Below are 18,827 nucleotides of genomic sequence, written 5' to 3' on the forward strand. Positions count from 1 at the left end.
CGCGACGGCGGCTGGGAATCCGCTCGCGACATTGGGCTTCTGAATAAGAAGGGCCATCTTCTCCTGGTCTGCGGTTCCGATCTCATCAACGCGAAGGATCGGAGACATCCGGACTGAGCGGCATGTTGTTGCCGGCTTCCGGCCGGCTCAGGCTGATGGAGAGCTCGCGTTGCTGGATTTGATCTGAACCGCCCCCGCGGGTTCCTTCCTCGGGGACTTTCGTACGCCTGCCGGCGCCCGAAACTCTTCACGAAAGCCGTCGGTCGGCTTCCGGGCTCCAATTTTCGAAAGTAGACCTTGAGCCTGGCGGGGGTGTGATCTGACGCGAAGTGGACGTTCGGTCGCCCTCGGCCGAACGCACGCGCCGACGACCCCCTTCGTAAGTCCGAAATCCTTGGTTTCAGTCCCATCATTTCAGCTATAGGGTGGGAGACATCGCCCAAAGGGGATTCAAGGCCAATGCCCCCAGAGAAGAAGGACCGTTCGCCTGTTGCGCTGGAACAGCGCGACATAAGCGCCGACCAGCGCTTGTTCTCACCTTCCGTTGCGCGAAATTCGGCGCCGATCCTCGCGGTCCTAAAACGTCTCCTTCCAACACGTGGCGCCGTGCTGGAGATTGGATGCGGGACCGGCGAGCACGCCGTGTGTTTTGCGGGAGCAATGCCCAACCTCACCTGGCAGCCGAGCGATCCGGATGCCGACGCCCGCACCAGCACGTCTAGCTGGATCAAATTCGCAGGGCTGAAGAATGTGCTGGCACCGCGGGATATTGATGTGTGCTCAGGACAGTGGGGCGTCGAACAGACGGGGCATTTTGACGCCATCGTGTCGATCAATATGATCCATATCGCGCCATGGGCGGCAAGCTTAGGATTGTTCGCAGGAGCTGGCCGTTTGCTTCACCCTGGTGGGCTTCTTCTTCTCTACGGCCCGTTCATGCGCGACGGGGCACACAACGCCCCCTCGAACGCTGCATTCGACGCGGCTCTAAAGGAGCGCAACCCATCCTGGGGTGTGCGTGATATCGCTGATCTTGAGCAAGTGGGTGAGGCCGCTGGACTTAATCTCCGCGAGACGATCGAGATGCCTACCAACAATATGTTGCTGGTCTTCTCCAGCGGTAGTGCCTGAACGACAAGCGGGCGCGAAAGAGACGTGGGCCTATAGCAGCATTCGGTCCCTTTGCTGCCGTTCGAGGCCGATCCGAGGAACGTGCGGTATGTGCTAGAATGGGGCCGAAGACGGAACGCGACAGACGCACTGCGAGGGGCGGTGTGATCGCACCGGAATTCGCGCGACCGAGTGCCAACATTGTGCTCTTGGAAGGGGAGACGAGGACGATGCCGACACCAGAGCAACCCAGTCTAATAGTTCGACAGAAATCCCCACAGAACATCGAGTTTCCGTTTGCGTCACTCTCCGATTGGCTGATCCCAACCGAACTTTTTTTCGTGCGAAACCATTTCCCATCGCCGGACCTCGATGCGCGAGACTGGAGATTGCGCGTTGGCGGGGCGGTAGAGCGGCCGATCGAACTTGACCTCGACAGCATCAAGGCGATGCGGAGCACGACTTTCAACGCCGTCGTCGAGTGCGCAGGGAACGGGCGCGTCTACTATGTGCCGCCGAAGGAGGGGTTGCAGTGGCAGAATGGAGCCGTCGGCAATGCCGTGTGGACAGGTGTTCTTCTGCGCGAGATTCTAGAAATGGCGGGCGTTAAGCGAACCGCACATGAGGTTCTGCTCGTAGGCGCAGACAGCGGTGTCGTCGACACGAACAAGAAAACGGCTTCTCCCGGCCCCATCGCTTTTGCGCGCAGTTTACCGCTTGAGAAGGCCATCGCTGACAGCACGATCCTTGCCTATTCGATGAACGAGGAGCCGTTGACGCGCGATCACGGCTACCCGCTACGCGCGGTCGTGGGTGGTTGGTTCGGCATGGCTTGGGTCAAGTGGATTACGCATATCACGGTTGTGGAGCAACCGTTCCTTGGCTACTGGCAGGCGCGCGACTATTTCCGTTGGGAGCGCAGCCTCGGGGAACCCAGGCTGGTCCCCCTTGCGGAGATGGAGGTCAAAGCGCAGATCGCGCGTCCCGTACAGGGGGCGCGGCTCATCGCCGGCCGACCGTACCGGATTTTCGGAGCCGCCTGGAGCGGAGAGGCTGTTATCCGGCAGGTGCAGATCTGCACCGGAGATGGCAGGGGCTGGCGCGAGGGAAGGCTCCTCGAAACAGAACGTCCCTTTGCATGGCGCTTGTGGGAGTACATGTGGACCCCTGAAGAAGTGGGGCGATATATACTGCGATGTCGCGCGATCGATGGGTCGGGGTGCGTGCAGCCCGATCTCCCGCGTTCCGACTGCGAGAGCTACGCGGCCAATTGGATCGTTCCGGTGGAGGTTACGGTCGTTCCCGAGCCACAGACGTGCGAGGAGGAATTCGTGATCTAATCACCCGCATGGGGCGGAGTCGTTCCGCCTATGAAATCATGGCGGCGCAACAGAGCTGGATCGACAAAATAGCCGGTCGCTTGGGTTCGCCCAGCGCTTTGCACCAATTGCCATTCTAACAAGCGCTTGATCCACGGCTGCAGCGCCTCGATTGAAGAACGAATCTCCTGGGGCTGACAAGGAATCCAACTGGATTCCTGCGCCAAAAGGTGCATTCTGGATACCAATGCGACTCTATTGGCCGAAGGAAGCTGCTCTAAACGGCACATGGAAGGGCCCGCCGATCACTAAGGTGCAGTAGTCCTAAGGTCACCAGGTTCACTATGCACTGTGGTGCCAGAGGGGATAGGGCATGAAGGTTTTTGCAATGGCGACCGCCTCGGTCGCATCGATCGTGACTGTTTTGTGTTCGGGGCATACCGCATTGGCGCAGGAGTCCAGTGTGGACCTTGCGAAGAAGCTGAACAACCCCATCGCCTCGTTGGTCAGCGTGCCCTTCCAGTTCAACTACGACAGCGGCTATGGGCCTGCGGATGGCAACCACGAAGTCCTGAACATCCAGCCCGTGATCCCGTTCTCCCTGAACGAGGACTGGAACCTGATTTCCCGCACGATCGCGCCGGTCATCTGGCAAAACGACATTGCGGGCGATTCAGGGCATCAGTTCGGGCTTGGCGACATTACGCAGAGCCTGTTCTTCTCGCCCAAGCAACCCGGTCCCGACGGTCTTATCTGGGGTGCGGGCCCGGTCTTCCTGCTGCCAACGGCCACCGATGAGTTTTTGGGCAGCGGCAAGTGGGGTGCCGGTCCGACGGCCGTTGCCCTCAAGCAGGAGGGCCCATGGACCTACGGAATGCTCGCAAACCATATCTGGTCGTTTGCGGGCCAGAGCAACAGGGACGACATCAGTTCCACATTCCTGCAACCGTTCGTCGCCTACACGACTCCGGAAGCCTGGACCTTCACGCTGAACACCGAGAGTACGTACGACTGGGAGCACAACGAATGGTCCGTCCCCGTCAACTTCCAAGTTTCGAAGGTCCTGAAATTTGGCGAACAACCAGTCAGCCTTGCTGCTGGCGCGCGCTACTGGGTCGAGTCTCCTGAAGGCGGCCCGGATGGCTGGGGCTTCCGTGTTGTCCTAACCTTCCTGTTTCCGAAATAGGGCTTTGTTTCCGGCGGGCGGCAACGGCTGTGGCATGTTTTGGCGACGAAAATACTGCCGGAATACTCCTTTGATTCAATTCAATAAGCCGATTTTGGTGGTCTTTGCTACCAGAGCCTCACTCAATGAAAAAGTATGGGCGGAGGGCTAAGCCGCGTAGATGACAACGGTGTGAAGCGAAAAGCAGTTATTCAGAGTATCGATTGGTGAGGCAAGTTCTTTGTTGCTCAAAGTCATCAGTTCGATTTATCCTATGGCCGAACCCTGTCTTCCAACGCGTTCGAATTATGCCGAACTTTCAATCCTAGATTACCGGAAATCTCGGGCTTTAGGAAATGGGCTCGGAATAGTGTCGGGCTCGGGATAAGTCCGTGATCTTCATATCGATACACTGAAGGTGAAGGCTCGGAATTTTCACTAGAATTTATCGCAGAAAGCGGGTCGCTGGTTCGCATCCCTTCAAGGCGTGCGATTTGATTGATGGAGCTATACTAGATTCGTGAAAACAATATAATGATGCCTTTTGGTATTGATTGGCGTTAGAGGAGTAGAGGCTGGGCAGTGCCCATAGGGTGTGTGAGCAACCACGGCTTGCTCAAAGAGCATACCTATACTAGATTTGCGGAAACGATATAGGGCCGCCATGATCAAGCAGATAGATCTCATGTTCCGGACCATGGTCGCGGAACTTCAGCAACGGGCATTCGATGACGATTGGGCGGAAGACTTCCCCCCGGCGGGTAGATTCGTGCCGGTGGCTGTCGATGGTCGGCGTTATTGGTATTTCGACCAACCCGACGGTGAGGGCGGGCAGAAGCGGCGGTATGTCGGGCCTGCCGACGATCCCATGATTTCGGAACGGGTCGAAACCTTTAAGGGCGAGAAGTCGGACTATAAGGCCCGCCGCAAGTTCGTTTCCACGCTGACGCGGGAAGCCGGTTTGATCGCTGCTGATCGCTTTACCGGCGATGTCGTACAAGCGCTTGCCAAGGCCGGTCTCTTCCGACTGCGCGGTGTTCTCATCGGCACGGTCGCTTTTCAATGCTACTCGGCATATCTCGGCATCCGTCTGCCCTCAGCGGCGATCCTAACAGGTGATGCAGATCTAGCCCAGGATTTCGCGATCTCCGCCGAAGTGGCGGATTCACTGCCGCCGATCATCGATCTCCTGAAAGGGCTTGATCCAACGTTCCGGGCCGTGCCGCACATCAGCGGTAGCTCTCGATCTCATGCCTTCCGGAATCAAACCGGCTATCGGGTCGAATTCGTGACGACGAACAGGGGAGCCGAAGAATATTCGGACAAACCCGCCAACATGCCCGCTCTCGGTGGCGCGTCGGCCGAACCGCTAAGATTCATGGATTTCTTGATCCGTGATCCCGTTCGTTCGATCCTGCTACATGGTGCCGGTGTCTCGGTGGTCATCCCTGATCCTTCCAGGTATGCAGTGCATAAGCTCATCATTGCCGGTCGCCGCCAAAATGACGCTGGTGGCCAGGCCAAACGGGATAAAGACCTGAGGCAGGCAGGAATGCTATTCGACGCCTTGCCGGTCACAGGTCATGGGTCTTCACTGGCTGACTCCCTGGAAGAGGCATGGGATCGCGGGCCTGCCTGGAAGCTGGCGATCTCGAAGGCAGCCGAAACCATGCACAAGGATTATTGGGGCGCTGTCAATCGGATGGTTGGCATTCTCAAGAAATAAAGAGTTGGCCCGCTCGAAAAGGCGGGCCTCATTCGTTTCGGAGGGGAGCGGGCTAAAGTGTCGGCCCCTTCGGCTTCTGGTCCTCCTCGCACTTACCATCTTGCTCCTGCTGCAGTTTCCGCTTTTGCTCTGCCACCTCGACGGTTCCGACAGTCTGTTTCCAGCTGGAGACAGGTCGAGCGGGAACATTCGGATTTCGACCTTGAGCCTTTCGCTCCTCTTCTACCTTCGCACGATCAATTGGCGTTAAAATACAACGCGATAAAACTAATTACTCGTAGCAAAAAGCGCGGCGGGGGTTCGCATCCCTTCAAGACCGAGAACGTTGGCGAGGCTCAGCGATTTCCGAACATTTGATTTCAGCTCACTATTTCCGGACGTGTAGCTGGGCTTTAGCAGCACGGATTTCCTTTTCTGTCACTGACACCCGGAACACGGTCGTTTTCACCATGCGCAAGAGCGCAGCGCTACGCTGGAACAATGTCACGCAAATCGCATTCATCGCTTGACAATTAAAAGACGACTGGTCATATATAAATCATTGAAACTTACATATCAATCGCGAAAGCCTGATAATGCCTAGACCAGCCAATCCGGAAACTCGATCGCGTCTCCTGGAAAAGGGGGGAGACCTGGTCAGCACCCTCGGCTTCAATGCCACCGGCGTGCAGGAGATTACGGCGGTGGCAGGTGTGCCCAAGGGGTCGTTTTACAATTATTTCGAAAGCAAGGAGGCTTTCGCTGCCGAAGTACTGACCGAGTATTGGGATTCGGTCGTTGCTACCTACGGCTCGATCTTGGCCGATCACGACATGGCGCCGCTCGCGCGTATCACGCGCTATTTCGCGGGCTTGGCAGAGTTTCACGAGCGCCGCCGTTACGCGGTTGGCTGCCTGATCGGGAATATGGCGCTCGAGGTCACGCCATCGAGCGAGCTCGTACGCATGAAGCTGGCGGCGATCTATCGCCAATGGGCGGCCTCGCTCACCGAATGCCTGCAGGAGGCCCAGGCCCAGGGTGAATTGCCGGCTGGGAAGGATCCGGAACAGGTGGCCGTGGCGTTGATCGACGCGTTCGAAGGGGCGGTGACGCGTGCCAAGGTCGAACGTAACCGGTCGCCGTTCGACAGCTTCGAGGGTTTCGTTTTGCCCGCCCTCGTGACCTAAACAATTTGACCAGTTAATAGACGACCGGTCATATATTCTGCAAGCTTTTCGCTGGAACGCCGCGCCAGTGAGTGATGACGTCAATCCGCGGCTAACATAAGGAACTGAACAATGCCCACGATCACAACTAAAGACGGTGTAAACATCTTCTACAAGGACTGGGGATCAGGTCAGCCGATCGTTTTCAGCCACGGTTGGCCACTGACAGCGGACGACTGGGATGCCCAGATGACATTCTTTCTCCATCACGGGTATCGGGTGATCGCCCACGACCGGCGCGGCCACGGCCGGTCCGACCAGCCCAGCAACGGCAACGACATGGACCACTGGGTTGCCGACCTCGCGGCCCTGACGGAACACCTCAACCTGCGCGACGCGATCCATATCGGGCACTCGACAGGTGGCGGCGAGGTGGCTCGCTATGTCGCTCGCCACCAGGAGCGGGTCTCGAAGGCGGTGCTGGTCGCCTCACTGACGCCGAACATGTACCGGAGCGAGGACAACCCGTCCGGTCAACCGCCGGAGTGGTTCGAAGCGATCCGGGCAGGCCTGCTGGGCAACCGGTCGGAGTTCTACCGTTTCGTTCCTGAGAATCCGTTCTATGGCTACAACGTCGATGGGGCCAAGCCTTCGGAGGCAATCATCGCGAACTGGTGGCGCCAAGGCATGGCCGGCGGCGCTCTCGCTCACTACGCGACCGTCGCCTCCTGGCTTGAAGATTACACCGAGGACCTCAAGAAAATCACCGTGCCGGTGCTGGTGATGCATGGCGAGGCTGATCAAGTCGTCCCGTTCGCAAGTTCCGTGCCGCGTGCGGTCAACTTGCTCAAGAACGGGTCGCTGAAGACTTATCCCGGCTACCCCCATGGCATGCTAACCACACATGCGGATGTCCTCAACCCCGACTTGCTCTCGTTCATAAGGTCTTGACGACATCTCTCATCCATCGTCTTCCATGGTGAACATTTCGGGTTGTAAATTGAGGAGGGTTCGGGTTTCGTCGTCGTGACGACGGACGAACAAGAAGCTCAAACCCTCCTCGATAGCCCCGGAAACCACTTAGAAATCGGCACCACAGTGTTCAAACAAACCGAGCCACCTCTTTACACCTGCGCAGCGGCCCCACAGCCTGTTCTGTCAAGCCGAAAAAAGATCAGCTGCGCGGTTGCAGCAGCGCCAAGCAGACCGTCGCTGCAGCTAGGACGGCAGTAAGGGTCAAGGGCCCTGCAGCGCCGTAGTTGTCGACGACATAACCGCCGAAAACCGCGCCAATACTGATGGCGACCTGGAAAGAGACGACCATCAGACTGCCTGCCGCCTCCAGAGCATCGGACGCCTCGCGGGAAAGATTGGTCGGCAGCACCACCGGCGCCATGCCGAACGCGAAGCCCCATAGCGTAACGAGCGCGAAGGCAATGCCGAAATGAGCGCCCCAAAGCAGCAAGGCGAGCGCCGCGAAGGCCATCAGCGCCGCGGTGACAGCGAGTGCTCTGCGGATACTGGCATCGGCCATTCGGCCACCAGCAATGTTGCCGATCACAGAAGCGATGCCAAACCCAAGCAGCGCTAGTGCGATCGATCTGGTTTCAAGGAGCGTCACTTGTTCAAGGAAGGGACGCACATAAACCGATCCAGCAAAATGCCCGGTCATCAGCAAAAAGATGGCAAGCATCCCAAGTTGCACGCCACGCCGTCGCGTAAGCCCGAAAACATCGGCGAGACTGTTGCTTGTGCTTGCAGGCAAAGTTGGCAAGCTGGTTACCTGCAGCAGCATGGCAAGCGCGGCAAGCCCCGCTGTCATGGCCATGGCGATGCGCCATCCCAGCCAGTCGCTGATCAAAGCACCCATCGATGGTGCAGCGATCGTAGCGAGCGAGACTCCGAGTGTAACGATCGCCATGCCTCGACCAGTTGCATTGGCTCCCACCAGCCTCGCCACGACAGCAACTGAAAGTGCCCAGAAGCCACTAAGCGCGACGCCCAACCCAGCCCTGCCCAGCAACAACAGCCAAAAATCGGTTGCTAAGGATGCAAGAATATTGGAGCCGACCGCCAACGCACTGAGACTGACGAGCACCGCCTTGCGGTTCAGTCTGCCAATGAGAACATTGCTCAATAGGGCCGTTACGGCGCCCACGGAAGCGGTAGCGGTGACAACCTGTCCGGCTGTCCCCTCGCTGATCCCGAGATCGCGCGCCATTGGCGTCAATAGGCCCGTCGGCAGGAACTCAGCCGAGACCAGAGCGAAGCTCGTGGCTGCCATCGAAAGAACGGCAAACCAGGTCGGCGCGGTCCACGTGGACATCTCTGCCCGCTCCAGGCCAATTGCGGTTCCGTCAAGCTGTGATGTTGTGTCCGTCATTGATGTATCTCCTACGTTTGGAGACCTTCATAGACGAACTTTTTAGGACAATATGTCTCTTAGAATCCGAAATCCATGTCCATTCGTCCGGGATTTGTGCGACGCACAACACCTGGTGAGAGGTTGGTGATGCGCTTGAAGGCGCGGGCGAAGGATGCCTCCGACTCGTAACCGAGGCGGGAAGCGACTTCGGCAACCGACATGCCGCCTTGCCCCAGCAATTCCCGGGCAAGCTGCATTCGAAGACGGCCGAGATAATGTGCCGCGCCTTCTCCCAAGACAGCGCTGAAGCGCTCGGCAAAAATCGAGCGCGACTGGCCTGCCACGCCGGCGAGGCGTTCAAGGGTCCAGTTATGGCCAGGGTCTCGGTGCATGGCTGCCAACACACGACCGATGTGGGGGTCGCGGATGGCGGCGAGCCACCCGGTGGTCGAGGCTCCGCTGCAATTGACCCAACAGCGGATTAGCCGCGCTGCGAGCAAGTCCGCCATTCGCGACAACACGGTTGCGCTACCCATTTGGGGCTGTGTCGCCTCCGCCGACATCGCAGCAAGCAGGGGCCCAACGATCGGGTCATTGCCCGCCACATCGCAGCCCTTGATGATTGGTGGCATCAGAGCGATCAAGGGGTTAAGCGCATGCGCACCTAAAGTCATGGACCCGCAAAAAAGGGTGCTGTTCGCACCCGTTCCTTCGCGCACCACGTCGCAGACGTTGCTTCCCAACTTCGTGATCTGACAATTTTTTAACGAGTCGCCCTCAACATCTGGCGCGCTCGCCAGTCGATGTGGGAGGCCTTGCGGCAGCAGTACCAGATCTCCATCGTTCAACTCCTGCCACCCTTGAGCTTCGGTATGGATCCAGCACGGACCCTGGCTGACGAAGTGAAAACGAAGCAGCTGTTGTTGCGGAAAGGCGATGCTCCATGGATGTCTGAGTTCGCAGCGGCCATAGTTGACTCCACTCAAGCGAAAGTCTTGCAGGACTTCGCTCAGCGCGTCCATTGGGATATTTGCCGGTGACAGCGGTCGAGACGAATGGTCGAACATTTCGCTTATTTGGTGTCAAACGTCCGGCATTCAAGCAGGATGGCCCGCCAAGCGGTTGATTTGCGTATCGTTCGTGATTTCAAGCTTGGCGCAGCCAGAACGGCCTATCGCATGCCTGTCGGCCAATCCACGCTGCAGCGCGTGGAAGTGCCGTGTGGCAGGTCGAAGGTGACGTGTTCGAACTCCATGTGTGTCAGGCTTCTCCAAGAGCGGTCGGACGAGAGATGCTGATGCTGGCTTCGGTGTCTCTGGTTTTGGATATGTGCGCTCGTCAGGCGCTGGTTGTACTGCGGGGTCAGCCGGCCAGTCGGTTTTCCGTGACACCGGCCCGCAACCTTCAGAATATGATAGCTCGCGGCAAGGAGCCGGTGCTGGTTTATCAGAAGGCCCCGCAGGCGGCAGCAGCGGAATAGTCAGAGCCAGCGGCGAACCTCGGTCTTGTAGCGGCGGTAGTCGTCGCCGAACTTCGCTTCGAGATAGCGCTCCTCGCGGGCGATCACCTGCGTCTGGATCGCGATCAGCACCAACGGGAGCAAGGCGAAGGCGATCGGCCCGTCGAAGCCGATCGCAAGGCCGGCATAGATAAGCGCCAGGCCGAGATACATTGGATTGCGGGTCCACCGATAAGGGCCGGTCGTTGCGATGAGGGTCGTTGGCCGCGATGGCGGAACGTTGGTGCCCAGCCGCCGAAACAACCCCGCCGCCGCAAGCATCATCGCCGCACCGGCAACGACCAGCAGCGCGCCCGTCGCGACCAGCAACCGCCAGTCGATGCCGAAAGAGCGCAGGGTGACGAATCGCTCCGCCGCCAGCCCCAACAGCAGCGCTCCCAGATAGACGAAGGGCGGACGAAAGCGTACACCCGCGCTGTCCGGTTCGACGGCCATGCTCATCTCCAGTCTGTGCTCTCAAGCCAGCATCGACTGCTGGGCGGAGATACCTGCCGTCGCGCCCTGCGATATTGCCGTGGTGACCGAGTTCATGGCCGGGTTTGCGAGATCGCCGGCGGCGTAGATTCCGGGCATACTGGTTTCGCGGCGCTCGTCGACCTTGAGGGCGATGCCGAAGGGTGTATTGACCGTTGCGAGGCCCAGTGGCCCATGCAGGCTTGCGGACGGCTTGTTGCGCGGATGCGCGAACAGGATATCGACCCCGGCATTGCGGCCGCTTTCGAGATTAACGGTGGTGATATGGCCCCGGTGATGGGCGATTTCGGCGATCCGGCCATCGACGACAGGTATGTTGCGGCGCGCCAGATCGGTGCGTATATCGGGTGAAATGTCGTGACCATCAGCGAAGACCGTCAAGGTGTCGGTCCAGTCGTGGTACAGCCTGACATAATTGTGCGACGGCGGGCCGGACCAGACGAGGCCCCAATGCTGGTCGGCGACTTCAAAGCCATCGCAATAGGGGCAGGGCACGATGGAGGTGCCCCAGCTTTCGGCAAAGCCGGGAACATCAGGCATCTGATCGGCGACGCCATAGCTTAGGATGAGGCGGCGCGCCCCAAGGCTTTCGCCATCGCCAGTGAGGACGGAGAAATCATCGATGGCGCCGGAGATACTGTCGGCCCGGGCATTAACCAGCCTGACCGTGGGATAGCGTGCCAGTTGCTTCCGCGCCTCGGCCAGGATCTCCAGCGGTGGCTTGTGATCGTGGCCGAGCAGGCCATGCGAGTGGCCGGCGAAGCGATTGCGTGGCAGGCTGGTATCGAAAACGGTGACCCTGCGGCGGGCACGGCCGAGCTGCAGCGCGGCGGCGAGACCGGCAAAGCTGCCGCCGATGATGATGACGTCATCCATGGTGATAAGCTCCGTGCTGTTGAGGGAATGTGATTGGCTGAGCCTTGGCGCGTCTCGTCCACCGATACGCATCGATATGGCCAAGCGGCTTAGAGAAACTCGATTTGGGGGACAGGATAAAATCCATTCTTTGGCTTGCATATTTCTGATACTGCATGGTATCGTAAAGCATGAATAATGATACTGTCAAGGATCTTAATGCTCGTGACCGAAAATAGTCGAGGCCGACGCGGCCGGCCAGCCAACGAGGCGCTTGGCCAAACGATAGTCGACGCAGCATACGAACTCTTTGTGGAATTGGGTTTTCAAGCGACGACATTGGACAAGGTCACCCAGCGAGCGAAGATATCCAAGCTCAGCATCTATCGGCACTTCGAGAACAAGGAGGCGCTGTTCAGCGCGGCCGTCGCCGCCCGCTGCCATCAGTTTGCACCACAAGCCCTTTTTGAAGGCGTCTACGGTTCGGCCGAAGATCAGCTCATGGCGGTGGGGTCATCCCTCCTTCGCACGCTGTTGAGCCCGGACGTCCGCAGTGTCGAAGCCATGGTTATGGCCGACAAGACGAATCAAAAGTCGTTAAGCAAGCTCCATTACGAAGCCGGCCCCGCCCATGTCATCGCCCAAATCGAGGCCCTGTTGTGTCAGTTGCACGCGAAGGCGGCTCTGAACGTGCCCGATCCTCTCCAGTCCGCTCGCTTGTTTGCCGCGCTTTTCAAAGGATCCGATCTCCTGATTATCGCACGCTTCGATGAGGCGCGAGCAGAGGACGACAACGAAATTGAATCCTATTGCCGGTCGGCCGTCGCCATGTTCATCGCCGCGCACGGTGGCAGCGACCAGGCGGGCGGATAGCCGAGTTAAGAACGGATCAGAACAGGAATGGCATGGCAGAGAAAAATGTTTATCAGGTAGCCGACTGGAATGGCCAAACCGGGGAGCGCTGGGTCGCTTACCAGGTCCGGCTCGATGCCATGATGGCGGTGTTCGGCGAGGCCGCGATCGAAGCCGCCGCGCCCGCCACGGGCGAACGCGTGCTGGACGTCGGCTGCGGCGCGGGGGCGTCTAGTCTGGATCTGGCCGCTCGCGTCGGCGCGGGGGGCCATGTGCTAGGCGTGGACATATCCGAACCGTTGATCGGCAGAGCGCGCGCTCTAGCGCCGCAGGATACGCCGACCCTGTTCCAGGTGGCCGACGCCAGCAGCACCGAGTTGCCCGAGGGCGCGTTCGACATCCTGTTCTCGCGCTTCGGGGTGATGTTCTTTGACGATCCGGCGGCGGCGTTCGCTCATATGCGCCGTGCGCTCAAGCCGGGCGCGCGGGTCGCTTTCGTCTGCTGGCGCGGCATGGTCGAGAACGATTGGGTGCGCTTGCCGATGGGCGCGATCAAGGGCATCGTCCCGCCGACGGCGCCGCCCGATCCCGAAGCGCCCGGCCCATTCTCGTTCGGCGACCAGGGGCGGGTGGCGCGTATCCTGACGGCGGCTGGCTTCACCGATATCGCTATCGCGCCATTCGATGCCTCCATCCCGTTCGGCGAGGGCGGGACGCGGGACGCGGCGATCGACGACGCGGTGGAGATGGCGCTCGAGGTCGGCCCGCTGTCGCGCGCGCTCGCTGATCAGCCCGACGACATCCGCGCCCGCGCCTCGGCCGCGGTTCGTGCCGCCTTCGCGGGCTGCCCCGGCGAGCGGTCGGTGTTGTTCGATGGCGCGGCGTGGATCGTCACCGCGCGCAATCCGGCAAGCTGACAGGGATTAACAGGGGGAGACGCCCCGTCTCGATGGCTCGGCGTCGGCCGTGACGCGATCGACCCGCACCGCTTGCGGCCGGAACGCAGAGGAGGTAGGGCGGCGGGCTTTTGTCCCAGGTTGCACCGCTGCCATTGGTTTATATCTGGCTAATCGGCGACTACCTCTGGAACGAAATTGGCCGACCCCTCGAACGATTCAGGCCAATCCGCGCTAACCACTTCAATCCAAACAAATCAATTTCCCTTAGCGGGTATTAGTGCAGTAATGCCCACAGAGCCCCTAGTAGTTGAGCTTCGGATACCAGTCCGTGCCACGTCCCGCCGGCGTCAGATCGAGAATGTTCCAGAGCGGCGCGACGTCAACTGCACCTCTTGGGTCCTGTCCCGGATCCGCCGCTGCGACCGGCATCTCGGCATTGTAGAAGACCCGGACCTTGCTGCCGTCCTTCTGATAGACGGTCAGTCCCGGATACTCATAGCCCTTGTCGTCCAGAAGCCCGAGATCGCGAGCATAGTCGTCGCCGACGGTCTGCACGAAATCGAGATCGCGCCAGCCGCGCTCCATGGCGAAGGCGCGCTGCCGCTCGACGGGGCTGCGTCCGATGATCTTGAAGGCGACGCGTTGCTTGACGTCAGCACCGTTGCCGTTTGCGCCACCGAGGAAGTTGGTGCACATCGGGCAGGGTCGCTCGCGCTGCGGTCCGAACATCCAGAAGTAGGTCACGAGTGTGTCGTGCCTACCGAACAGATCGGCAAGACCGAGCTCGCTTCCGTTCTCGTCCTTGAAGCGATAGTCCTTCTCCACGACCGGACCTGGCGGAAGGCGACGGCGCTGCTCGGCCAGGCGGGTGAGATGCCGCCGCGCCTCGATTTCCTCCGCAAGTAGGGCCGTCCTGGCCTGCGCATATTCCTGGGTTTCGTTCTTGAACCTCGACGACCGCATCGCGGCCAGATCCACGGCGGGTTTGGGATTGGTAATGTCCATGTCTTCGCTCCCTTGAACGGCAAGCTGATCAGCCTTTCGGCGGCTCAGCGATGATGATGCGATTGTTTTCCCGGTCGAAGAAGTTTGCGACCGCGCCGAACGCTCCACTTGCCTCGGTAGCCGGCGAGATTCCGTGGGTGGCCAGTCTTTCTTTTTCCGCGGCAAGATTGGGTACGACGATCGTCATGATCCCGCTTCCCGCCCGTTCGTCGTCGCCCCACAGCTGGAGCCCCGCTGTCCCCATGTCCCGCCACTGCGCCATGTGCGGCAACGGATGGTCGTCGGCTGGGCGGCCCATGAACGTTGCATACCATTCGAGTGCAGACTCAAGGCCGCGTATCGCGACCGCAGCGTAAATCCCTTGAACGGACGTCGTCATGTCGGCTCTCCTCGTCCTCAACGCTTAAAAGACGTCTGACGAAGATCGTTCCCGACATGGCGAAAGAACTTTTTTCGCAATCCGGAGGCAGCTCACACAGGCTTCCGGTGCAGCATCCGCAACGACTGAAATGTCGTCCGCATTCGAACCGTCAAGACACCCATCTTGTCTCCAACGCCGGAATCACCATCTTGAGTTTGAATTCCCCCGGAGCCTCGGTATGAACGAACTCATTCTCACGACCGTTTTCGACGACGACATGATGGAAATCCTGCCGCCGGAACGGAAGACCTGTGGCGGAGTTGAGATGTCGTCATGCGACTGCTGTGGGCGTCGCGCCGTCATTGAGGAAGATTGCTGCGGGCTCTGTGAGGAGTGCCTGTCTCCCTGATCAACCTTCCGATTGACAGTTTTTGCAGGCGCGAGCGCCAGACGATCAATGGCCGGCAAATCGGTCGCTATTCTGCGGCGTGACGTAAGGGGTAGGCTTCGAGCGGCTCAACCGGGGCGATGATCTCGAAATCGCCGATCATGTGATGCTGGTCAGATCCCGGAACCGTTAGTGTCCAGAACTCAGGGGATTCGCCAAAGATCGTGGAAACCTGCACGATCGTCGTCCGGCCGCCCGCATACTTGATTGATCGAGCCCAATAGAACTCGTCCGGCACCAAACTCTTCATAACGCCTACTCCCCACGCTATGGACCGCACGATCCCAGAAATTCGAAAGATGACTATCGCTCGTATCCGAGCGTCCACAGGGCCGAAGGTTCGAACCCCTTGAGCGCTAGGGAATGCTTGCCCCGTCTCACGACGGGGCCAAGCGACTTCAAAGAACGGTGACGTTTTCGGCTTTCGATTTGCCCGTCTTGCGGTCCTGGCCTACGTCGTAGCTGACCTTTTGGCCATCTTTCAACGAGCCACCAAAACCGACCGCCGAGATGTGAACGAACACGTCCGGTCCGCCATTGTCAGGGGTGATGAAGCCAAAACCCTTGTCCTGATTGAAGAATTTTACAGTGCCAGTTGCCATGGTGCCCTCTTTTTTCAATGCCAAGCGCTATGGCTTTAGCGATCTATGTTAGGCGCTGCAAGGTTGCCGCGTATAGCCGGCCGGCGACACAAGCGCCGGTCTGGGGTCTCATTGAGTGAAATCGAGTTTCGGTTGGTCCTGTCCGTCCACACCGGGCTCTCTGCTCGTCAAGGACGAGAGCGTCACGCCAAGCAATCGCACCGATCGCTTGAACGGATAGACGGTCGCAAGCAGATCCGTCGCGGCCGCGAGAATGTCGGTGCAACTGGTGAAGGGCAGGGCAGTCGTTTTGCTTCGAGTTGCCTGAGTGAAGTCGGAGTATTTCACCTTACGGTGACTGTCTTGCCGCTGAAACCCTTCGTCTCGCAATATGACCAGACCTTTTCCGCAAGCGGCTTGAGTTCGCTGGTAGCGAGATCGAGGCGCTCGATGTCCTGCATGAACGCATCTTCAGCGCCGATCGACTTTCGGATCCGATCTGGAGGCGATGAATGCGCGCGATGGCCGGTGGGTCTACACCGCTGGCCTTGTCCTCGTGCGCCAAAAGCCTGGGTCGGCCAAGGGCGTGATGTTCATCACCATCGAGGACGAGACGGGGCCAGCCAACATCGTGGTTTGGCCAACGCTGTTCGAAAAGCGCAGGCGGGTCGTGCTTGGATCATCGATGATGGCGATCAACGGACGGATCCAGCGGGAAGGGGAGGTCGTGCATTTGGTGGCGCAGCAGTTGTTCGACCTATCGGGCGACTCTGCGCTCAGGCGGCTCACGACCAGCATGAGCGCTTCGATACGGCATTTAGTTTCGCGCATTGGCAGGGGTGTGCAGTGAAGCTCCCGCCTTTTCGGCCGCGGCCCGCAGACGCTTGTCTCTGGTCCATAAGGCCGCTCGTTGATCGAGGAGAACTGAGGCCATCAAATGGGCATCTGTGTAGCCAATGCCCATACTGAAAATGGCGTGGCGATCAATCATCATCATGACTTCGTCGTGCGTCGCGACGAACGCTTCGCGCTGGGCCGCCAGGAAAGCTATTACGCTACTGCGATCCAGAAGGCTGCCAAGTGCGAGCTCTCCGATCACGGCTGGATGGCATAAGAGACGATCGTCCTCAATAATCCTACCCAGCTCTAAATCGGCATGCCGGAAATGATCGATCCAGATGGAAGTGTCGGCAAGTATCACTTGGCAGCTGCGCTCCGGCGGCGTGGGGCTGCCTCCGCATCCGGCATAGTTCCGCCGAGGGCGATGAGGCGTTTTCCCGACTCCACACGAACAAGCGTCTCCAACGCTTGGCGGACCAGAGTGGCGGTTTCTTTCGTGCCGGTTAAGGACCTAGCCCTTTCGATGAGGGTGTCGTCGAGATTGATAGTCGATCGCATCGTTTGGTTTCCTGATTCTGGTGTTATAGATAGCACCATTTGGTGATGAAATCTACGCCTGGTCTCCACTCTGATACGTCCGCTGTCGGATGTGCAAATCCAGCAACGTGATATTTTGCCCGGTCGCGGGCACCCCCCGGACGGATTTTTCGGATTACTTGCAGATCATCGCGGCCAGGAAGCCGCGCATCGCATCGCCATAGGGCGGCCGCATCATATATTCCGCTTCCACCAACTTGCTCTGGTGATAGACGGCGCGCGGATGCGAGAAGGCGAGAAAGCCGAACTTGCCGTGATAGGCGCCCATGCCGGAGTGGCCGACACCGCCGAAGGGCAGGCCCTCCGCCGTCACGTGGCTCATGCAGTCGTTGACCGTCACCCCGCCGGAGGTCGTATTGTCGAGGACGCGGCGCTCCTCTTCCCGATCCTGGCTGAAATAATAGAGGGCGAGCGGGCGCGGCCCGGCATTGATGCGATCGACGACCTCGGCGATATCGCGATAGGCAATGACCGGCAGCACAGGCCCGAAGATCTCCTCCTGCAGCACGCGCATGTCGTCGGTGGGATCGAGGATCAGAGCCGGCGCGATGCGATGGGCCGATTGTCGAGAGAAGTTCTCCGCCGCCGGATTGATCTCCATGACACGCGCGCCCTTGGCCCTGGCGTCATCGATCAAGCCCTGGACGCGGGCGTGATGACGGACATTGACGATCGAGGTGTAGTCGGGATTTTCTTTCAGCGTAGGATACATCGCGCCGACCGCCGCCACCGCATGTTCGGCAAAGGCTTCGACGCTTTCCTCGGGCACATAGACATGATCCGGCGCAAGGCAGATCTGGCCGGCGTTCAGCGTCTTGACGGTCATGACGCGGCGTGCCGCGTCCGCGAGATCGGTGGAGCGACCGACGACGACAGGCGATTTGCCGCCGAGTTCGAGGGTGAGCGGCGTCAGGTTTTCCGCCGCAGCCCGCATGACATGATGAGCGATTGCGGTGCCGCCGGTGAAGATCAGGTGGTCGAAAGCAAGCGATGTGAAGGCAGTGCCCGTCGCCGGGCCGCCCTGCACGACGGCGATCTCCGTTTCGTCGAAGGCGCGGGCGATCAGCTCTGCCATCAGCGCAGAGGAGGCCGGCGTCACCTCCGACGGTTTGATTATTGCGCGGTTGCCGGCGGCCAGAATGCCGGCGAGCGGCGCAAGTGCGAGCTGATAGGGAAAATTCCAGGGGCTCAGGATGCCGACGACACCCTTCGGCTGATAGACCACTTGGGCCACCGCATCCGGGAACAGGGCCTCGTGCTCTTCCGGCTTCAGCCAATCGGCGAGGTGGGCCTTGGCATATTTGAGCGAGCCGACGCAGGTGAAGACATCGAGAAGCAGGCTCGCCTCGACGCTGCGGCTGCCGAAATCCTCCGACAGCGCCGCGGCAATCGCATCCTTATGATCGACGAGAAGGGCGATGACGCGGTCGATGCGATCGATGCGGACGGCAATATCAGCTGGCCCCTCCCTGAGGAAGGACGCCCTTTGCCGGGCAAGCAGCGCCTTCATGGCGTCGGGGCTGGTATCGGCGGCGATTGGAGTGACGCTGTTCATTCTTTCCTCCC

General features: G+C 59.6%; 21 protein-coding genes and 3 pseudogenes. 12 read left to right on the forward strand and 12 right to left on the reverse strand.

The annotated features are described in order from the left end of the window. Nucleotides 1–459: 459 nt before the first annotated feature. The 7 genes and pseudogenes from ATY79_RS08445 (at nt 460) to ATY79_RS08480 (ending at nt 7,416) form a co-directional block, all read left to right on the forward strand. Nucleotides 460–1,131, forward strand: coding sequence for a DUF938 domain-containing protein (locus tag ATY79_RS08445; RefSeq protein ID WP_088703473.1), 672 nt, complete (start codon nt 460–462; stop codon nt 1,129–1,131). Between the two features lie 209 nt (nt 1,132–1,340). After that, nucleotides 1,341–2,450, forward strand: coding sequence for a sulfite oxidase (locus ATY79_RS08450; protein WP_280950873.1), 1,110 nt, complete (start codon nt 1,341–1,343; stop codon nt 2,448–2,450). Nucleotides 2,451–2,601: 151 nt separating this feature from the next. Further along, nucleotides 2,602–2,751 (forward strand): annotated as a pseudogene (locus ATY79_RS30440) (DUF1214 domain-containing protein); the annotation flags it as partial. Nucleotides 2,752–2,817: 66 nt separating this feature from the next. Beyond that, entirely contained in the window at nt 2,818–3,615 is a 798-nt protein-coding gene (locus tag ATY79_RS08460) for a hypothetical protein (RefSeq protein ID WP_088703580.1), read from the forward strand. A 646-nt stretch (nt 3,616–4,261) separates the two neighbouring features. Further along, on the forward strand, nt 4,262–5,320 hold the full coding sequence (locus ATY79_RS08465; RefSeq protein WP_245312332.1) for a GSU2403 family nucleotidyltransferase fold protein: 1,059 nt from the start codon (nt 4,262–4,264) through the stop codon (nt 5,318–5,320). Between the two features lie 575 nt (nt 5,321–5,895). Next, nucleotides 5,896–6,486, forward strand: coding sequence for a TetR family transcriptional regulator C-terminal domain-containing protein (locus ATY79_RS08475; RefSeq protein WP_088703478.1), 591 nt, complete (start codon nt 5,896–5,898; stop codon nt 6,484–6,486). A gap of 111 nt (nt 6,487–6,597) precedes the next feature. Beyond that, complete coding sequence (locus tag ATY79_RS08480) at nt 6,598–7,416, forward strand: alpha/beta hydrolase (RefSeq protein WP_088703479.1); 819 nt, start codon at nt 6,598–6,600, stop codon at nt 7,414–7,416. Nucleotides 7,417–7,639: 223 nt separating this feature from the next. On the opposite strand, the gene ATY79_RS08485 is transcribed toward ATY79_RS08480, so the two are convergent. Together ATY79_RS08485 and ATY79_RS08490 are read right to left on the reverse strand one after the other, a co-directional pair. After that, the gene (locus tag ATY79_RS08485) at nt 7,640–8,848 is read right to left on the reverse strand and encodes an MFS transporter (protein ID WP_088703480.1); all 1,209 of its coding nucleotides are present in this window, start codon (nt 8,846–8,848) and stop codon (nt 7,640–7,642) included. A 59-nt stretch (nt 8,849–8,907) separates the two neighbouring features. Continuing rightward, entirely contained in the window at nt 8,908–9,897 is a 990-nt protein-coding gene (locus tag ATY79_RS08490) for an AraC family transcriptional regulator (RefSeq protein WP_189637979.1), read from the reverse strand. Between the two features lie 152 nt (nt 9,898–10,049). Here ATY79_RS08490 and ATY79_RS08495 point away from each other — a divergent pair, with 152 nt between their 5' ends. Then, nucleotides 10,050–10,310 carry a hypothetical protein gene (locus tag ATY79_RS08495; RefSeq protein WP_141105710.1) on the forward strand — a complete coding sequence of 87 codons (261 nt, stop codon included), beginning with the start codon at nt 10,050–10,052 and terminating at the stop codon, nt 10,308–10,310. Here ATY79_RS08495 and ATY79_RS08500 read toward each other — a convergent pair whose 3' ends face one another. Next, nucleotides 10,311–10,784, reverse strand: a complete 474-nt coding sequence (locus ATY79_RS08500; protein WP_088703483.1) for an isoprenylcysteine carboxylmethyltransferase family protein — start codon at nt 10,782–10,784, stop codon at nt 10,311–10,313. Nucleotides 10,785–10,805: 21 nt separating this feature from the next. Continuing rightward, nucleotides 10,806–11,699 (reverse strand): NAD(P)/FAD-dependent oxidoreductase, encoded by an 894-nt coding sequence (locus ATY79_RS08505; protein ID WP_088703484.1) that lies wholly within the window; start codon nt 11,697–11,699, stop codon nt 10,806–10,808. Between the two features lie 204 nt (nt 11,700–11,903). Between ATY79_RS08505 and ATY79_RS08510 the strand changes: the two genes are divergently transcribed. Both ATY79_RS08510 and ATY79_RS08515 read left to right on the forward strand, forming a co-directional pair. Further along, nucleotides 11,904–12,551 (forward strand): TetR/AcrR family transcriptional regulator, encoded by a 648-nt coding sequence (locus tag ATY79_RS08510; RefSeq protein ID WP_210421399.1) that lies wholly within the window; start codon nt 11,904–11,906, stop codon nt 12,549–12,551. 32 nt (nt 12,552–12,583) lie between these two features. Beyond that, complete coding sequence (locus tag ATY79_RS08515; RefSeq protein WP_088703486.1) at nt 12,584–13,447, forward strand: class I SAM-dependent methyltransferase; 864 nt, start codon at nt 12,584–12,586, stop codon at nt 13,445–13,447. Nucleotides 13,448–13,729: 282 nt separating this feature from the next. Here ATY79_RS08515 and ATY79_RS08520 read toward each other — a convergent pair whose 3' ends face one another. Together ATY79_RS08520 and ATY79_RS08525 are read right to left on the reverse strand one after the other, a co-directional pair. Then, on the reverse strand, nt 13,730–14,434 hold the full coding sequence (locus tag ATY79_RS08520) for a DUF899 family protein (RefSeq protein ID WP_088703487.1): 705 nt from the start codon (nt 14,432–14,434) through the stop codon (nt 13,730–13,732). Nucleotides 14,435–14,462: 28 nt separating this feature from the next. Beyond that, nucleotides 14,463–14,813, reverse strand: a complete 351-nt coding sequence (locus tag ATY79_RS08525; RefSeq protein ID WP_088703488.1) for a lactoylglutathione lyase — start codon at nt 14,811–14,813, stop codon at nt 14,463–14,465. 220 nt (nt 14,814–15,033) lie between these two features. Here ATY79_RS08525 and ATY79_RS30795 point away from each other — a divergent pair, with 220 nt between their 5' ends. Further along, complete coding sequence (locus tag ATY79_RS30795; protein WP_189637980.1) at nt 15,034–15,204, forward strand: hypothetical protein; 171 nt, start codon at nt 15,034–15,036, stop codon at nt 15,202–15,204. A gap of 67 nt (nt 15,205–15,271) precedes the next feature. Here the strand turns inward: ATY79_RS30795 and ATY79_RS08530 are convergent, their stop codons facing one another. From ATY79_RS08530 to ATY79_RS08540, 3 genes and pseudogenes are all read right to left on the reverse strand, one after another. Then, complete coding sequence (locus tag ATY79_RS08530; RefSeq protein WP_088703489.1) at nt 15,272–15,493, reverse strand: hypothetical protein; 222 nt, start codon at nt 15,491–15,493, stop codon at nt 15,272–15,274. A 148-nt stretch (nt 15,494–15,641) separates the two neighbouring features. After that, nucleotides 15,642–15,845, reverse strand: a complete 204-nt coding sequence (locus ATY79_RS08535; protein WP_088703490.1) for a cold-shock protein — start codon at nt 15,843–15,845, stop codon at nt 15,642–15,644. A 108-nt stretch (nt 15,846–15,953) separates the two neighbouring features. After that, nucleotides 15,954–16,327, reverse strand: a pseudogene (locus ATY79_RS08540) (DNA polymerase IV); the annotation flags it as partial. On the opposite strand from ATY79_RS08540, the pseudogene ATY79_RS08545 reads away from it, so the two are divergent. Beyond that, nucleotides 16,327–16,674 (forward strand): annotated as a pseudogene (locus ATY79_RS08545) (OB-fold nucleic acid binding domain-containing protein); the annotation flags it as partial. The pseudogenes ATY79_RS08540 and ATY79_RS08545 sit on opposite strands and share 1 nt — an antisense overlap. Here the strand turns inward: ATY79_RS08545 and ATY79_RS08550 are convergent. The 3 genes from ATY79_RS08550 to ATY79_RS08560 form a co-directional block, all read right to left on the reverse strand. Next, on the reverse strand, nt 16,642–17,025 hold the full coding sequence (locus ATY79_RS08550; protein WP_088703491.1) for a type II toxin-antitoxin system VapC family toxin: 384 nt from the start codon (nt 17,023–17,025) through the stop codon (nt 16,642–16,644). The pseudogene ATY79_RS08545 and the gene ATY79_RS08550 overlap by 33 nt on opposite strands. Beyond that, on the reverse strand, nt 17,022–17,222 hold the full coding sequence (locus tag ATY79_RS08555; RefSeq protein ID WP_088703492.1) for a type II toxin-antitoxin system VapB family antitoxin: 201 nt from the start codon (nt 17,220–17,222) through the stop codon (nt 17,022–17,024). Before ATY79_RS08555 ends, ATY79_RS08550 begins: the two co-directional genes overlap by 4 nt. Before the next feature lie 154 nt (nt 17,223–17,376). After that, nucleotides 17,377–18,816, reverse strand: a complete 1,440-nt coding sequence (locus tag ATY79_RS08560; protein ID WP_088703493.1) for a coniferyl aldehyde dehydrogenase — start codon at nt 18,814–18,816, stop codon at nt 17,377–17,379. Nucleotides 18,817–18,827 lie beyond the last annotated feature (11 nt).

Origin of the sequence: Rhizobium sp. R693 (assembly GCF_002211315.1) — a bacterium.
Taxonomy (GTDB): Bacteria; Pseudomonadota; Alphaproteobacteria; order Rhizobiales; family Rhizobiaceae; genus Rhizobium.

Excerpts from the sequence above, each read along its gene's own strand:
- ATY79_RS08445 (WP_088703473.1), top strand. The coding sequence starts at position 460 with ATGCCCCCAGAGAAGAAGGACCGTTCGCCTGTTGCGCTGGAACAGCGC.
- ATY79_RS08450 (WP_280950873.1), top strand. The coding sequence starts at position 1,341 with ATGCCGACACCAGAGCAACCCAGTCTAATAGTTCGACAGAAATCCCCA.
- ATY79_RS08460 (WP_088703580.1), top strand. The coding sequence starts at position 2,818 with ATGGCGACCGCCTCGGTCGCATCGATCGTGACTGTTTTGTGTTCGGGG.
- ATY79_RS08475 (WP_088703478.1), top strand. The coding sequence starts at position 5,896 with ATGCCTAGACCAGCCAATCCGGAAACTCGATCGCGTCTCCTGGAAAAG.
- ATY79_RS08480 (WP_088703479.1), top strand. The coding sequence starts at position 6,598 with ATGCCCACGATCACAACTAAAGACGGTGTAAACATCTTCTACAAGGAC.
- ATY79_RS08485 (WP_088703480.1), bottom strand. The coding sequence starts at position 8,848 with ATGACGGACACAACATCACAGCTTGACGGAACCGCAATTGGCCTGGAG.
- ATY79_RS08490 (WP_189637979.1), bottom strand. The coding sequence starts at position 9,897 with ATGTTCGACCATTCGTCTCGACCGCTGTCACCGGCAAATATCCCAATG.
- ATY79_RS08500 (WP_088703483.1), bottom strand. The coding sequence starts at position 10,784 with ATGGCCGTCGAACCGGACAGCGCGGGTGTACGCTTTCGTCCGCCCTTC.
- ATY79_RS08505 (WP_088703484.1), bottom strand. The coding sequence starts at position 11,699 with ATGGATGACGTCATCATCATCGGCGGCAGCTTTGCCGGTCTCGCCGCC.
- ATY79_RS08515 (WP_088703486.1), top strand. The coding sequence starts at position 12,584 with ATGGCAGAGAAAAATGTTTATCAGGTAGCCGACTGGAATGGCCAAACC.
- ATY79_RS08520 (WP_088703487.1), bottom strand. The coding sequence starts at position 14,434 with ATGGACATTACCAATCCCAAACCCGCCGTGGATCTGGCCGCGATGCGG.
- ATY79_RS08525 (WP_088703488.1), bottom strand. The coding sequence starts at position 14,813 with ATGACGACGTCCGTTCAAGGGATTTACGCTGCGGTCGCGATACGCGGC.
- ATY79_RS30795 (WP_189637980.1), top strand. The coding sequence starts at position 15,034 with ATGAACGAACTCATTCTCACGACCGTTTTCGACGACGACATGATGGAA.
- ATY79_RS08530 (WP_088703489.1), bottom strand. The coding sequence starts at position 15,493 with ATGAAGAGTTTGGTGCCGGACGAGTTCTATTGGGCTCGATCAATCAAG.
- ATY79_RS08535 (WP_088703490.1), bottom strand. The coding sequence starts at position 15,845 with ATGGCAACTGGCACTGTAAAATTCTTCAATCAGGACAAGGGTTTTGGC.
- ATY79_RS08555 (WP_088703492.1), bottom strand. The coding sequence starts at position 17,222 with ATGCGATCGACTATCAATCTCGACGACACCCTCATCGAAAGGGCTAGG.
- ATY79_RS08560 (WP_088703493.1), bottom strand. The coding sequence starts at position 18,816 with ATGAACAGCGTCACTCCAATCGCCGCCGATACCAGCCCCGACGCCATG.